Origin of the sequence: Porphyrobacter sp. LM 6 (assembly GCF_001720465.1) — a bacterium.
Taxonomy (GTDB): Bacteria; Pseudomonadota; Alphaproteobacteria; order Sphingomonadales; family Sphingomonadaceae; genus Erythrobacter.
This window is the reverse complement of sequence record NZ_CP017113.1, coordinates 1,690,270-1,703,687: the sequence shown is the minus strand read 5'-3', so window position 1 is coordinate 1,703,687 and position 13,418 is coordinate 1,690,270. Positions and strand designations below refer to the sequence as shown.

Sequence of the window (13,418 nt, the reverse complement as noted above, 5' to 3'; positions counted from 1 at the left end):
GTGGGGATCTGGCTGCTGCGGTGCGGGAGCCGGACTCGGGGCCGGCGCCGGCGCCGGTGGCGGCATCGGCATTGGCATGTCATGCCCCTGATGCTGGGCCATCGCCGGTGCTGCGCTCAGGGACGCTCCCGCAAGGAAGAGTGAGACGAGGGGCCGGACGTTCATGCTGCACCGCCCGGGCCGACCACGGTCACGGTCTGCATCATGCCGCCGTGCATGTGGTAAAGCAGGTGGCAGTGGAACGCCCAGTCACCCGGCTCGTTGGCAGTGAGGTCGAACTGAGCGCTGGCGCCCGGTTGCACGATCACGATGTTCTTTCGAGGCTGATGGGCTGGCTCGGCACCATTGACCAGCTCGAAGAACATGCCGTGAAGATGGATCGGGTGCGCCATCATGGTATTGTTGATGAGCTTCACCCGGACCCGCTCGTTCCAGGCGAAGCGGATTGGAACATCACTGACAGAAGAGTACATTCTTCCGTCAAAAGACCACATGTAGCGGTCCATATTGCCCGTGAGATGCAGCTCGAGGAGCCGCGAAGGTTCGCGCGTGTCTTGGTTCGGCTCAAGCGCCGTCAGCATGCGATAGTTGAGCACGCGGTGATCCACGTCGCGCAGGCCAAGACCGGGATCTCCCATCTTGTCCACCGGAGACATCGAAACCATGTCGACGCCCGGGCCGACCTTGACATCGGGAGGCAGCAGTGTTGTGTCGCGCATCTTCATGCCGGCCATGCTCATGCCGCCCATTGCCATTCCGGCCATAGTGTCATCCGAAGCGCCCATTGATGCATCTGGTGTGGCATGACCCATCGCCGCATGGTCCATGGGGCCCACACTACCCATTGCTTCCTTGGCACCGGTATCGGCAGAAGGCGCGCTATGGTCCATGCCGCCCGAGCCGTGATCCATGCCCATGTCGCCCATCGTCAGCAGCGGTGGATCGCGCAGAGCGGGTACATCCGCCCGCGCTCCGGGACGGCTCGCCAGCATGGCCAGCGCCATTCCCGACCGATCCATCGACTCACCGACTATGGCATAGGCCTCGGCATTGCCCGGCGTGACAATCACGTCATAGGTTTCTGCCGTGCCGATCTGAAATTCATCGACTTCAACCGGCCGGACGTTCTGGCCATCTGCGGCGATGATGGTCATTGCCAAGCCGGGAATGCGGACGTTGAAGAAGCTCTGCGCCGAGCCGTTGATGACCCGCAACCTCACGCGCTCACCGGCACGAAACAGGTATTCAAGCCCCTCGGTCGGCCCTCGCCCATTGGCAAGGAAGGTGTAGGTCGGAGAGCCGATATCCATGATATCGGTGGGCATCATCCGCATTTGGGCCCACATGCGTCGCTCTTGCGCAGACAGCGGATAGTCGTCGGTCCAGGTGCTCTGCTGGCGATTGAAATAGCCTTCACCGGTGCGCAAACGGCTCATGATGAAATGCGGGTCGAGCACCGTGAAATCGCTGAGAAGCAGAATGTAGTCCCGGTCAAATTCGACAGGCTCCGGACCAGACGGATCGATAACCAGAGGGCCATAATGCCCCGACTGTTCCTGCAGGCCTGAATGGCTGTGATACCAATAGGTCCCCGCCTGCCGGATCGGAAATTCGTAGCTGAATGTCTGGCCGGGATGAATGCCAGGGAAACTCACGCCGGGAACACCATCCATATGAAATGGAACGAGCAGGCCGTGCCAATGGATTGACGTGTCCGAACCCAGTTTGTTCGTGACATTGAGACGGACGTTCTGCCCTTCGCGCAAGCGGATCAAGGGACCCGGTACGCTCCCGTTGACCGCGACACCGGGACCACGCCGTCCTTCGACGATGCGATGACCGCTGGCCACGGTCAGATCGATCACTTCGCCGGAAAGCTCACCGAACCCAGCAGGAATGAGCGGGCCACCCCGACCGTGACCGCCTCCCTGATCGCGGTGAATGTTGTGACCCTGCGCCCAGGCAGGCACTGTGGCAAAGGCTGACGCGGCACCGAGGCCTGCAATCAGGTGGCGGCGGGTAAGGATCGGAGTGTTCATACAAGCATATACGCGCCTGATCCGGACACCCCTCAAATTTTTTTCGCGTCTCTCGACTTTTGCAGTGGTGAACTATGCTAGCAGGGCGGAATCGGCTGCTGCGCAGGATAGGCGTCAGCTCGGGGCGATCAGCGCACTTGCTTGCGATGGCCGCTTTGCATGACGATGACCAGCTTTATCGGCGAGACGCACTGGCTCACTCGGGATCAGCCATAGTCCCCGCGCCTAAATTCGGCGGCCGGTGGTCATTTGCTTTCGAGATTTGCTTTCAATCGGGCTCGCGCGCGATGCAGACGCGTCTCGACCGCCTTTTCGCTTACCCCCAGGACAGCAGCCGCTTCTGACTGACTTAGCCCATCGATCGTGCGAAGCACGAGCGCTTCCCTGAGCCGTGACGGAAGGCGCGAGATAGCGGCTGAAACCCGCTTCAGTTCAGCCCGGCTCTCTGCCTGCACATCGGCGGATATGGCGTCATCAGCGACTTCAAATGCCAGCTCGAGCGGTTCCGCCCGAACGAAAAATGCCCGGGCTTTTCGTCTTCGCGACCAATCGCGACACTTGTTGAGCGCGATACGCTTCAGCCAGAACAGGAATGGTCGGTCATGATCATATTTTCCAAGTGCAGCGAATGCTGCAACGAACGTCTCCTGCGTGAGGTCTACTGCTTCTTGGGAATCTCCAACCGACGCAGCCACGAACCGGAAGATTTTCTCACGGTAGCGTGCCAGCAGTTCCCGGTAAGCATCCTGACGACCAGCAAGTGCGAGAACCGCAAGTTCGCTGTCGCTCCCCTGGCTGAGCGGGAAAGTCACTGCACTTCTGGTGTCAGCGCTTTTGTTACGGTACGGTCAAACCGTGCTGCCTGGTCGGGCGTAAGCACCGCGCGCATGGCGAAAAGATGCTCCAGCGTTTCTTTTTGCAGTTCGCCCATCACCTGATGCGTGTGATCGACCGCAGCCGAAACCTCCGGCCCGTAGCCGTGTTCGGCCTCCATCGCTTCGGCAAGATGGGCATTGGCGGCGCGCATCTCGAGCTCGAGTGCTTTCCGGCGGGTTGAAAAACGGCGTTCAATCAACTCGATTTTTGCCGCCTGCTGCGCGTCAAGGTCAAGCTCGCTGTGCAGGAGCGCATGCAACTCCGTCTCGTCCTCGCCTGTGCTCGCAAGCAGCTCACGGCCAAGATACGTGCCCCCAAGAGCTGCCCCAAATGCAACAAGCCCAATTACGAGCAGGCGCTTTGTCCAGGTCATGCATGAACGTCCAGCAGCGTGGAGGGCGCCAGGGGATTGTCAGGCGAAAAAGGCGAAAGTGGCTGGGCTATCGCGGGGCTGGCATCCGCCAATGTACCGGAGATGACGCCGAGCACTAATGCAAACGCGCCGGCCAGGCCCATCAGCCGGGATCCGGCACCAACTTCGCGCCGATGTGCCTCCAGACCTGCGAACACGGCCTCGTCGATCATAGCGAGATGCGCGGGAATGGGCTGTGCAGCAAGGGCCCGCAGCGAATGGTCAAGGTCATACATTTACAATCTCCCGGACGTTCATTTCACATACGCATCTTATGATAAGATCCCTCAAAAAATTTTTGCCCAACCATCGTGAGGGATAATGCGGCGACATGCGTATCAGTGTGTGTGTGGACAACGGGATCGATCGCAAAGTCGGCGACTTGCCGTGATTGACAGTACGAGGATGCAGCATGAGCGAAACCCCAACTTTCACTCCGGCTGCAGGCCGATTTGCGTCGACAAAATTGTATGACCGCGGCGTGGCACTGCTGACGCGCGAACGTCGCTGGCGCAGTGCCTTGCTGGATCTGCTTGACCCCAAGGCTGGGGAAACGATCCTCGATGTGGGGTGCGGGACCGGATCGCTTGCGATCCTCATGAAGCAGCGCGAACCCCAAGCCACCATCATTGGCCTTGACCCTGACGGGCAAGCCTTGGCGATCGCAAGAGAGAAAGCCGCAGTCGCAGGCGTTTCCATCGAATGGAAGAAGGGTTTCGCGCAGGATGCGGTAGCCTGCGGCCCGGCCAACAAGGTCGTGTCGAGCCTCGTATTCCATCAGGTGCCACTCGAGGGAAAGCGGACGGGGCTCGCCGCGATGTTCGCCGCTGCTGCCCCCGGCGGCAAAGTGTTCGTTGCCGATTACGCCCGGCCTACCAATTGGATCATGCGACAAGCCTTTCGGATTATCCAGTTGATAGACGGACAGACCGACACCCAGCCCCATGTCGAAGGTTTCCTTGAGGCGGAGCTCGGAAAGCTTGGTGGCCGCACCATCTCGGCAGGCTATCGATTGGATACACCGACAGGGACGATTTCGATCTTTGTTGTGCCAAGCAGTGAAGACATCATGAAAGGATTGCACTAATGGTCAAGAAGTTCGCGATTTTGCTCGCTCTGATGTCGTCATCCGCCTTGGCGGCTAACGACATCGTCATGCACCGTGATCCGGGCTGCGGATGTTGCGAAAAGTGGGCCGCACAGGTGCGCTCAGCGTTCGGTCGCAAAGTCCAGGTCATCGATGACCGGCAACGATCAAGCTTGCAGCGCAAGATTGGTCTGCCCGCAGACCTGGTGTCGTGCCATACCGCGCTGATCGACGGCATGGCCTTTGAAGGTCACGTTCCCATTGCCGACATGAAGCGCGTTCTTGCCACCAAGCCAAAGGGCGTGAAGGGCTTGGCAGTGGCTGGCATGCCGCTCGGTTCGCCGGGAATGGAAGCACCGGGCCGCCCAAGAGACAGATACCATGTCTTTGCTTTTGGCACAGCCAGGCCGACAATCTTCAAGAGCTACTAGGAGCGAGTCTTGATGGCAGAGCATTGAGAGACAAGGCCAGGCGTCAATGATGCTGGATTGGCGACGAATCTCTCGGCTGCTGGGCCGAGATCGTGTCGCAACATGCAACAGACTAGCCAAGGGACATGATTATGACCGAGACACCGCGTCACCATGGTGAGGATGCTGATCCTCACTCCACAGCAGAAAAGATGGCGACGGATCCGGTCTGCGGGATGAGGGTCAATCCTGAAACCACAAAGCATGTCGTGACCCAAGCTGGAGCCCATCACTTTTTTTGCAGCGCGGGCTGTCTTACTAAGTTCACTGCCGATCCTGGCCGGTACATAAGCGGTTCACCGCGACTGGACAGTCCTGTTCCTGAAGACGCAATCTGGACCTGTCCGATGCATCCGGAGATCCAGCAGTCCGGCCCAGGAAGCTGTCCGATCTGCGGCATGGCGCTTGAGCCAATGACCCCGACCCTCAGCGATGGGCCATCGGACGAATACAAGGATATGAAGCGCCGCTTCGCGATCGGCCTCTTGCTCGCCTTGCCGGTGGTCGCGCTCGAAATGGGTGGGCACATGACAGGCCTGCGTCATGTTCTGGACGGAAAACTTGCAAACCTGATCCAGATGGTGCTGGCAACACCTGTGGTTTTGTGGGCGGGCTGGCCATTTTTTGAGCGCGGTTGGGCATCGATCAAAAGTCGCAGTCTCAACATGTTTACGCTGATTGCCATGGGGACCGGGGTCGCCTGGATCTACAGCATGGCCGCCTCTCTGGTGCCGGGAATATTTCCGGCAGCGTTTCGCTCCGATGACGGTTCGGTTGCTGTCTATTTCGAAGCCGCAGCGGTTATCACGGTGCTCGTCCTGCTTGGCCAGCTGCTTGAATTGCGGGCCCGGGAGACGACCAGCGGCGCGATTCGTGCATTGCTCGATCTCTCCCCCAAGCTCGCTCGCCGTGTTCGCGATGATGGCAGCGATGAAGAGATTGCGCTGGACCAGGTCCTGGTCGGCGACACGTTGCGCGTGCGTCCGGGAGAAAAAGTGCCCGTCGATGGCGCGGTCGTCGAGGGCCGCAGCACGATCGACGAATCCATGGTCACCGGGGAATCGATGCCGGTGAGCAAGGAAGCTGGTTCCAAACTGGTTGGCGGTACAATCAATCAGACCGGGGGTCTGATCATGCGTGCGGAACGAGTCGGGCGCGATACCATGCTCGCGCGCATTGTCCAGATGGTTGCCGATGCCCAGCGCAGCCGGGCACCGATCCAGCGGCTTGCCGATACCGTTTCTGGCTGGTTTGTGCCAATAGTCATCGCTGTCGCTGCCATAGCCTTCGTCTCCTGGTCACTGGTCGGACCGTCACCGGCTATGGGTTATGGCCTGATCGCAGCCGTGGCCGTCTTGATCATCGCGTGCCCCTGCGCGCTTGGTCTGGCCACGCCGATGTCAATCATGGTGGGCGTCGGACGCGGCGCGCAGGCCGGCATCCTGATCAAGAACGCTGAAGCCCTCGAGCGTATGGAGAAGATCGACACGCTGGTGGTCGACAAGACCGGAACACTGACGGAAGGCAAGCCGGCTGTCGTCGCCATCGAAACCGCTCGCGGCTTCGATGAGGACGATCTTCTTCGCCTTGCCGCCAGTCTTGAACGCAGTAGTGAACATCCGCTGGCGTTGGCGATTGTACGCGAAGCCGAAATCAGAGGCCTCGCGATCAGCGAGCCGACCAATGTCGATCAACCCGTCGGCAAGGGCATCATCGGCCAGGTCGATGGCCGCAGCCTCGTTGCGGGCAATGCTCGTTTTCTTGGCGAACAGGGCATCCAGCTGGGCGCCCTTGCGGAGCGCGCAGATGACCTGCGCAGTGAGGGCGCAACAGCCATTTTTCTTGGCATCGACGGCCAGGCTGCCGGCGCCATCGGCATCGCCGATCCGGTCAAGCAGACGACGCCCGCAGCGCTCCTTGCCCTGGCTCAAGCAGGCATTCATGTCATCATGCTGACAGGTGACAATCGCGTCACCGCCGAAGCAATCGCCCGGCGTCTCGGCATTGCGGATGTTGAAGCCGATGTGCTACCGGATCAGAAAAGCGCGATCGTGAAACGGCTGCGGGATGAAGGACGCATCGTCGCCATGGCCGGCGATGGAGTAAACGATGCACCGGCACTGGCGGCCGCAGATGTGGGTATCGCGATGGGTTCGGGGACCGATGTCGCGATCGAGAGCGCCGGCGTAACCTTGCTGAGAGGTGATCTGACCGGGATTGTGCGCGCTCGCCGCCTCAGCCATGCTACCATGAAAAACATCCGCCAAAACCTGTTCTTTGCCTTTGCCTACAATGTCGCAGGCATTCCGGTGGCAGCGGGAATACTCTATCCCGTATTCGGGATCATGCTGTCACCCATCATTGCTGCTGCGGCCATGGCGCTGTCTTCGGTGAGCGTGATCGGCAATTCGTTGCGGCTTCGACAGATTTCTCTGTGACTTCTACGAGGACAGATTTCTGAATTCCAGGATTTTTGCACTTCTGCCGGAGCAGGATGTAAACATCTCTGGCCTCGAGAACCAGAAGAAGTCAGACTGCGCGACCGCTTGTCGCGCCGCTTCGGTGCCCATCGATGTAGTTGGTGAATGAGGTCGCCGTTGTCCGGGTAACCGAGCGACGGCGACCTCGGCTGGATCAGGAAGCTGCGATCATTTTGCGGCATTCGTCGGCACATATGCGGCATGCAGCTGCACAAGCCTGGCAGTGATCATGAGCATGTTGTCCGCATTCAGCGGCGCAGCTTTCGCATACCTCCGCACAGAGCGCACAAAGCTGCTTGGCGAAGCTGCTTTTGCGCGCGACGAAACTAGCCGCGAGACGACAAAGGGCTGCGCAATCGAGCGTGAGCTCGATGCATCGCGTCATGGCCTCAACATGATCTGACCTGAGACATGAGACGGTGCAAGTATCGCAGGCATCTGCGCAGGCGTTGCATGCGGCAAGGCAATCGAGATGGTTGTTCGACATCATCTTTCTCCAAACGAGTTGAGACCTTTGTCAGGTCGTTTGGCGTTCTACCCTCCGGACTACGGTCCCGGGTCAATGTTCGATTTTTGGGATTTTTTCTGATCGCATTTTGACGAAGATCAATGATCCAGATTTCCCTTGACCTATGACCATGGTCGAAGGTGCATAAGCCCGTTCGGTGCTGCGATCAGACATGGACCATGCGCCTTCTCGCCCCGACGTATGTCTGCCCAAAGTGCTGATTATGCGTGCATGATTAACGGTTTAATCGCTGGCTGCGACAGCGGCGGCGGCCTTTTTCGAAGGAGCAACGTGACATGAAGAAAATTTTCGCATCCCTGCTGATCGGCGCCGCGCTGATCAGCGCTTCACCGTCGATCGCCCAGGGCATGGGGCACAGCTTTTTCATGCGCGGACACGTCGTCGCGATGGAGGATACGGGCCCGGTGATCTGCATCGGCAAGGCCGACGGCGCGCAGACCGGTCAGGTTCTGGATGTTTACCGGGTTGAGTACCGGCACGCGCACCGACCCGAGCAGACGAGTTACAAGCGGGTGAAGGTTGGCGAGGTCAAGATCACCGAGATCATCGATGATCATTTTGCTCGCACGCAGGTGACCGACGGCAAGCTCAAGGAGCACGACATCGTCGAGCTCAGCCGCAAATGAGCAGTGAGCGGGGCAGCGCAGGCCGGCGGCTGCCCCGCTCCAGCCCAAGATGGATGCATGGCCCCAAAGAGACGATGCCAACGGGTCTGGGAACAAGCGAACCCATCTGAAAGGAGCCGCAAATGCAAGGTTACACCATCGGGGCGCTGGCTTCAGCATGTGGCGTGCGGCGCGATACCATTCGCTATTATGAGCGCTCTGGTCTTTTGCCCGAACCCGACCGGACGGCCTCCGGCTATCGCATCTATGGGCGCGACGATGTCGAACGGGTCAACTTCATCAAGACCGCGCAGCTGCTCGGGTTTACCCTGAGCGAGATCGTGCTGCTGTTATCGTTGCGGCACTCTCAGGCCAAGTCTGCTGCCGAGGTTGTCGAACTGACAGAAAAGAAGATCCGCAGCCTGTCAGACAAGCTGTCGCAGCTCCGAACAATCAAAAGAGCTCTTGCTCAGCTTGTTGCGGATTGTCCTGTGGATGTGCCTGTCAGTGACTGCCCGATCCTCGGGTATATCGCCCATCCGCAATCCCGTCGCCAGCTCAGGCAGCGGTCTGAAAACCCCCATCAGCAGGTTGCTGGCTAACCTAGCCGCAAGGCGTCTCCCGCGCACGGCCTTGGTCAGCCAGCGCTGCTTAACGGCGAAATCCCATTCAGAAGAAAGGAACGATCATGACTTTGCTAAGCCACAAATGGACCCCGATTGTATCGGCGCTCGTGAACGCCGCAGCGCTCGGTGCCTGTAGCCCGGCGTCAGAGGCCGACAATGTCGCTGCCACCAGTACCGATACCAGCATTCCGGAAGACAATGCGTCAGAAGTTGCCCGCGAAATGCACGATCAGATGAACGAGGGTCAGGCCATGCACGATTCCATGCAGGACGGGGCGATGCCCACTGACCAGATGGGGCCGGACGGCGCCCACGGCCACGCGATGAAGGGCATGGGGAACAAGCCCGCTCCCGAGCCTGCGCCCAAGGACAAGGCGGATCCGATGCCAATGAGCGACATGTAGGCAATTGGGCCGGCAATTGGCGTGACATGAACTTCGTCTTCGCAGAACGCCCGGCGCGGATACTCTTCATCGCGGCTGCGGCCGTCATCGGCCAGGCGGCAGCCGCACAATCTGTCGCCAATCACACCGCGCACCATCCCGGTGGCAAAGCCGCGTCGGCGAGCGCGGAGAGGCCAGTGGCCCAGTCTGACGTTCCGGCGCAATCCAGCATGAGCCGCGCCAGCCCCATGAGCGAAATGATGGAACAGATGACAGGCGGCGAGAGTCAGCTGAGCCAGCAGTTCAGCAGCTATTCCGCTTTTCTGGCACTGCCCGAACTCGATGAGGCTGCGCGAAAGGATGCCGCGGCGCAAGCGAATGCGCGACTTCACCGCGGCTTGAGCATTGCCAGCGAGATCACAAGCAAAGCCCATGGTCCGGAACAGCCTGACGGGATTGAGATGGCCAACCAGCTTCGCGAGGCAGCGACGCTGATTGAAAGCGGATCGGCCATGATCGCCGTACTAGCAGGCCAAAAAAACAGCGACAGCGCGGCGAATGACTGGTTTCGCAAGGAGACCGGGCTCACACCCCGCGATGCGAGCACTTCGAACACCGGACGGCTGTGGGGCCTTGCGCCGGGACACTGGCTGTTCATGGCAGCCACCCTGCTCGCATTGGGAGCGCTGTTAGCTCTGCAGATGCTGCGGCTACGGCGAGTAAGGGCACTTGTCGTCCCGGTTCCGCACGCGGGCCCGGTAGCCGACTTGACGAGCCCGGCACCGGTCGCCCCAGGCCAGGATGCCGCCAGCCAGCGCATCTCGAGCCCTGCAGTCTGGCCGACACGCCAACCGGATTTGTCTGGTCTTGCCCCCACGGGCAAACCTCGCCCCTGGAGCGGCGAGCTGCGCGTCGCCCAGATCTTCAACGAAACGCCGACAGTCAAGACCTTCCGCTTGGTGCTCCCAGGCTCCGATCGGCTTCCTTTCGACTTCCTGCCCGGCCAGTTCCTGCAAATCGAAGTATTGAAGGAGGACGGCACCAAAGCCAAGCGGTCATACACGATCGCCTCTTCACCGACGCAGCGCGCCTATGTTGAATTGACCATCAAGCGCGAGACGCAGGGCGCTGTCTCACGCCATCTGCACGATAGCGTCACGACCGGCGACCTGGTTCAAATTGCAGGACCATTCGGCCGTTTCACCTTCACCGGGAGCGATGCTGAGAGCATCGTTCTGATTGCCGGCGGCGTCGGCATCACGCCGATGATGTCAGTACTGCGCTTCCTGACCGATACGGCCTGGCCCGGCGAGATTTTCTTCGTCTTCGCAGCCCGCTCGACCGACGAATTTGTCTTCCGGGAGGAGATCGAACAGCTCGAGCGCCGCCACCCCAATCTCAGTGTCTTTGCATCGATGGAACGATCGCCGGGAACGGTCTGGCATGGACCCAAAGGACACATCACCCGCGAGTTGCTTGAAAGCGCGGTTCCCGAAATCGTCGGACGGCGCGTCCATCTGTGCGGGCCACCGCCAATGATGGCCGCCATGCGCGAAATCCTGATGCAGATCGGGGTGCCCGAGGCGCAGATATTCAGCGAGGCGTTCGGACCCGCTTCGCTGCCGATCGATGAACCTGGCGAGCAGAGTGCCGCGCAGGCGGCCCCCCCGCCCGCTGCGTCGGCCCGTGCACGGTTGGCGGCAACTACGGTAACCTTCTCGGTAGCCGGCGTTTCGGCGCCACTCCACACCGACGAGACGATCCTCGAGGCTGCCGAAACAGCCGGTGTTGAGATCCCCTATTCGTGCCGGGTCGGCGAATGCGGGGTTTGCGTTACCCGCCTGCTAGCAGGGGAAATCGCGATGGAGACCGAGACCGGTCTCGACCCCGACGACAGGGCACAAGGCTATGTGCTCGCCTGTCAGGCACGTTGCACCCGAGGCCCTTTGGTGGTGGAAGCCTGATGCGCGAGCGCGGCGACATCTTGATGACCTTGGCGGCAGCCTTCGTGCTTCTCTTTCCACTCGGTTTCGTGGTTCACGCGTCGCCGCGCTTTCCCGGCAGTCTGGCGGGAAGCTTGATCGGGATCGCGGCTGCGGTACTGATGCTCCTTCCTCTCGTCCATGTCGCAGCTCGGCGTATTGGGCGTTTTGGACGATGGCTCGATCATAGGATCGAGAAGCGGACTTTGCTGGCGATACACATCTATGCGGGTGTGGCGGGGCCAATCCTCGCACTTGTCCACGCGGCACACAAGTTCGAGAGCCCGCTCGGCATCGCACTGACCGGCACTGTCATACTGGTCGTCTGGAGCGGGTTTGTCGGTCGTTATTTCCTGGTCCAGATCACAAGAGCCGTCCGCGCCCGCACATCCGAACTTGCAGCGCTCCGCTTGGGACTCGACGCGGATCTTGCAAGTGCCGTGCCCATTGCAGGCGAAGGTCGAGCGAAAAGCAAAGGTTGGCGGTTCTTGTTCGCCCCGGCCGACGAATTCGAGCTCACCGATATCGCTGATGCCAGACGACGTGCCGAGGCTCTTGCCGATGCCGAATACGCCGTGCGCGCCGAACGCGCGGCTGCCGGCCTGTTTGGGGGATGGCGAGCGATCCATGTCGTCACCAGCACACTTCTCTATGCGCTGCTGCTGCTCCACATCTGGGCTGGCTATTATTTCGGGTTTCGGTGGCTGTGAATGGCGCGCGCCTCCTCTACGGCATATATGCCCTCGTACTGGCGATGCTCGTCGTCATCGTCCCGCTGACGACCCATTCCGCTGGAAGCCGCGCGATTGCAGGTTGGACCGCGCTGATTGAACCTGGACCTTTGTCGCCCGCTCACGCCTCGCTTCGGCGCAATTGCGAAACCTGCCACACACCGCACCAAGGCGTTGAGGCGCAGAAATGCATCACCTGCCACATCCAAACCGATTTCGGGACCAAGGCGTCGACCCGTTTTCATGCCAAAGCGAAAGACTGCACAAGCTGTCATGTTGAACATGACGGGGGCGCGAGCCTTGCTCGCATGGATCATGAGGCCTTGCTCGATCCAGACCTTTGGCGCGGTCCGCTTCGGCCCCGAGATGCACGCATCTCGAAAACACATCCAGAGACCACGGACGCGCTCAATTGCGTAAGCTGCCATGCGGCGCGCGATCGGCATCAAGGTTCGTTCGGCAAGGACTGCCAGAATTGCCATGCTGTGGTCGACTGGAAGATCGACGCCTTCAGGCACCCATCTGTCAACTCACGCCAGTGCGCCGGGTGCCACAAGGCACCGCCCAGTCACTTCATGATGCACTTCGAGATGGTCTCTCAGCGCGTTGCGAGGGAACGCGCTCCGGTCAATCAATGTGTTGCATGCCACACCACCGACAGTTGGAACAACATCCGTAATCGTGGGCTGTACGACCATCATTGAGCAGATGGTGCTGATCGCAGGGCCTCCCGCCGGCCAAAGCAGAGGTGAGCAGCCCGGAGAAGGATGTGCGGCTTTAACTCGTAAACTGAGAGAAGAGATCGAATAGATTTGACACGTTTCGCATCCACGCCGATTATAAACGTGTGAGGCGGCTTTTCTCCTTGATAATGCTTGTCGGAGCGTTGGTGGGTCTCCTGGGCCAGGAAACCGCGTTCGCGAACAGCATGCCCCTGACCTGGGCTAATCAAAACACTGATGCTGGCGCGATGGATCCTGTTTGCGCCGAGATGATGGGGGTCGCTCAACCGGATAAGCCCGAAAAGCCCTGTGAAGGCATGACGCCCGAATGCGTTGCGAAGATGGGCTGCGCTGTGCCGGTGGCTCTGGTTCCTTTGCTGCCGATCACAGAGCCGATGTTGTTTCACGCCTGGATTCCAGCGCGAAGGCCTGTCGCCACGTTAATAGGTCGCATTATCGGTCCTGAGCCCGAGCCG

General features: G+C 60.2%; 14 protein-coding genes and 1 pseudogene. 9 read left to right on the top strand and 6 right to left on the bottom strand.

All coding sequences use genetic code 11. From position 1 onward, the window contains the following. Positions 1 to 161: 161 nt before the first annotated feature. The 4 genes from BG023_RS08115 to BG023_RS08100 all read right to left on the bottom strand — a co-directional run bounded on the left by BG023_RS08115 (position 162) and on the right by BG023_RS08100 (position 3,563). On the bottom strand, positions 162 to 2,039 hold the full coding sequence (locus tag BG023_RS08115; protein WP_083234614.1) for a copper resistance system multicopper oxidase: 1,878 nt from the start codon (positions 2,037 to 2,039) through the stop codon (positions 162 to 164). Between the two features lie 245 nt (positions 2,040 to 2,284). Continuing rightward, entirely contained in the window at positions 2,285 to 2,851 is a 567-nt protein-coding gene (locus BG023_RS14525) for an RNA polymerase sigma factor (RefSeq protein WP_083234613.1), read from the bottom strand. Further along, the gene (locus BG023_RS08105; protein ID WP_069309998.1) at positions 2,848 to 3,288 is read right to left on the bottom strand and encodes a periplasmic heavy metal sensor; all 441 of its coding nucleotides are present in this window, start codon (positions 3,286 to 3,288) and stop codon (positions 2,848 to 2,850) included. Before BG023_RS08105 ends, BG023_RS14525 begins: the two co-directional genes overlap by 4 nt. Then, on the bottom strand, positions 3,285 to 3,563 hold the full coding sequence (locus BG023_RS08100) for a hypothetical protein (protein ID WP_066530750.1): 279 nt from the start codon (positions 3,561 to 3,563) through the stop codon (positions 3,285 to 3,287). Before BG023_RS08100 ends, BG023_RS08105 begins: the two co-directional genes overlap by 4 nt. A gap of 176 nt (positions 3,564 to 3,739) precedes the next feature. Between BG023_RS08100 and BG023_RS08095 the strand changes: the two genes are divergently transcribed. From BG023_RS08095 to BG023_RS08085, 3 genes are all read left to right on the top strand, one after another. Beyond that, positions 3,740 to 4,414 carry a class I SAM-dependent methyltransferase gene (locus BG023_RS08095; RefSeq protein ID WP_069309997.1) on the top strand — a complete coding sequence of 225 codons (675 nt, stop codon included), beginning with the start codon at positions 3,740 to 3,742 and terminating at the stop codon, positions 4,412 to 4,414. Beyond that, a complete protein-coding gene (locus BG023_RS08090) occupies positions 4,414 to 4,845 on the top strand; it encodes a DUF411 domain-containing protein (RefSeq protein ID WP_069309996.1) in 432 nt (143 codons plus the stop codon). The genes BG023_RS08095 and BG023_RS08090 overlap by 1 nt, the downstream gene beginning before the upstream one ends. Before the next feature lie 125 nt (positions 4,846 to 4,970). Continuing rightward, on the top strand, positions 4,971 to 7,322 hold the full coding sequence (locus BG023_RS08085; RefSeq protein ID WP_150122828.1) for a heavy metal translocating P-type ATPase: 2,352 nt from the start codon (positions 4,971 to 4,973) through the stop codon (positions 7,320 to 7,322). 196 nt (positions 7,323 to 7,518) lie between these two features. Here BG023_RS08085 and BG023_RS15075 read toward each other — a convergent pair. Continuing rightward, positions 7,519 to 7,569, bottom strand: a pseudogene (locus BG023_RS15075) (hypothetical protein); the annotation flags it as partial. 24 nt (positions 7,570 to 7,593) lie between these two features. On the opposite strand from BG023_RS15075, the gene BG023_RS14880 reads away from it, so the two are divergent. From BG023_RS14880 to BG023_RS08060, 6 genes are all read left to right on the top strand, one after another. Next, complete coding sequence (locus BG023_RS14880; protein WP_190315737.1) at positions 7,594 to 7,767, top strand: hypothetical protein; 174 nt, start codon at positions 7,594 to 7,596, stop codon at positions 7,765 to 7,767. A 401-nt stretch (positions 7,768 to 8,168) separates the two neighbouring features. After that, positions 8,169 to 8,519, top strand: coding sequence for a hypothetical protein (locus tag BG023_RS08080; protein WP_066525641.1), 351 nt, complete (start codon positions 8,169 to 8,171; stop codon positions 8,517 to 8,519). A 122-nt stretch (positions 8,520 to 8,641) separates the two neighbouring features. Continuing rightward, on the top strand, positions 8,642 to 9,100 hold the full coding sequence (locus BG023_RS08075) for a heavy metal-responsive transcriptional regulator (protein ID WP_069309995.1): 459 nt from the start codon (positions 8,642 to 8,644) through the stop codon (positions 9,098 to 9,100). Between the two features lie 86 nt (positions 9,101 to 9,186). Beyond that, the gene (locus BG023_RS14710) at positions 9,187 to 9,528 is read left to right on the top strand and encodes a hypothetical protein (protein ID WP_150122827.1); all 342 of its coding nucleotides are present in this window, start codon (positions 9,187 to 9,189) and stop codon (positions 9,526 to 9,528) included. A gap of 26 nt (positions 9,529 to 9,554) precedes the next feature. After that, positions 9,555 to 11,471 carry a 2Fe-2S iron-sulfur cluster-binding protein gene (locus tag BG023_RS08065; protein ID WP_083234611.1) on the top strand — a complete coding sequence of 639 codons (1,917 nt, stop codon included), beginning with the start codon at positions 9,555 to 9,557 and terminating at the stop codon, positions 11,469 to 11,471. Beyond that, positions 11,471 to 12,199 carry a hypothetical protein gene (locus BG023_RS08060; RefSeq protein WP_069309993.1) on the top strand — a complete coding sequence of 243 codons (729 nt, stop codon included), beginning with the start codon at positions 11,471 to 11,473 and terminating at the stop codon, positions 12,197 to 12,199. Before BG023_RS08065 ends, BG023_RS08060 begins: the two co-directional genes overlap by 1 nt. Here the strand turns inward: BG023_RS08060 and BG023_RS14875 are convergent. After that, a complete protein-coding gene (locus BG023_RS14875; RefSeq protein ID WP_190315736.1) occupies positions 12,175 to 12,738 on the bottom strand; it encodes a hypothetical protein in 564 nt (187 codons plus the stop codon). The two genes, BG023_RS08060 and BG023_RS14875, sit on opposite strands and share 25 nt — an antisense overlap. Between the last annotated feature and the right edge of the window lie 680 nt (positions 12,739 to 13,418).

Excerpts from the sequence above, each read along its gene's own strand:
- BG023_RS08115 (WP_083234614.1), bottom strand. The coding sequence starts at position 2,039 with ATGAACACTCCGATCCTTACCCGCCGCCACCTGATTGCAGGCCTCGGT.
- BG023_RS08105 (WP_069309998.1), bottom strand. The coding sequence starts at position 3,288 with ATGACCTGGACAAAGCGCCTGCTCGTAATTGGGCTTGTTGCATTTGGG.
- BG023_RS08100 (WP_066530750.1), bottom strand. The coding sequence starts at position 3,563 with ATGTATGACCTTGACCATTCGCTGCGGGCCCTTGCTGCACAGCCCATT.
- BG023_RS08095 (WP_069309997.1), top strand. The coding sequence starts at position 3,740 with ATGAGCGAAACCCCAACTTTCACTCCGGCTGCAGGCCGATTTGCGTCG.
- BG023_RS08090 (WP_069309996.1), top strand. The coding sequence starts at position 4,414 with ATGGTCAAGAAGTTCGCGATTTTGCTCGCTCTGATGTCGTCATCCGCC.
- BG023_RS08085 (WP_150122828.1), top strand. The coding sequence starts at position 4,971 with ATGATTATGACCGAGACACCGCGTCACCATGGTGAGGATGCTGATCCT.
- BG023_RS14880 (WP_190315737.1), top strand. The coding sequence starts at position 7,594 with ATGAGCATGTTGTCCGCATTCAGCGGCGCAGCTTTCGCATACCTCCGC.
- BG023_RS08080 (WP_066525641.1), top strand. The coding sequence starts at position 8,169 with ATGAAGAAAATTTTCGCATCCCTGCTGATCGGCGCCGCGCTGATCAGC.
- BG023_RS08075 (WP_069309995.1), top strand. The coding sequence starts at position 8,642 with ATGCAAGGTTACACCATCGGGGCGCTGGCTTCAGCATGTGGCGTGCGG.
- BG023_RS14710 (WP_150122827.1), top strand. The coding sequence starts at position 9,187 with ATGACTTTGCTAAGCCACAAATGGACCCCGATTGTATCGGCGCTCGTG.
- BG023_RS08065 (WP_083234611.1), top strand. The coding sequence starts at position 9,555 with ATGAACTTCGTCTTCGCAGAACGCCCGGCGCGGATACTCTTCATCGCG.
- BG023_RS08060 (WP_069309993.1), top strand. The coding sequence starts at position 11,471 with ATGCGCGAGCGCGGCGACATCTTGATGACCTTGGCGGCAGCCTTCGTG.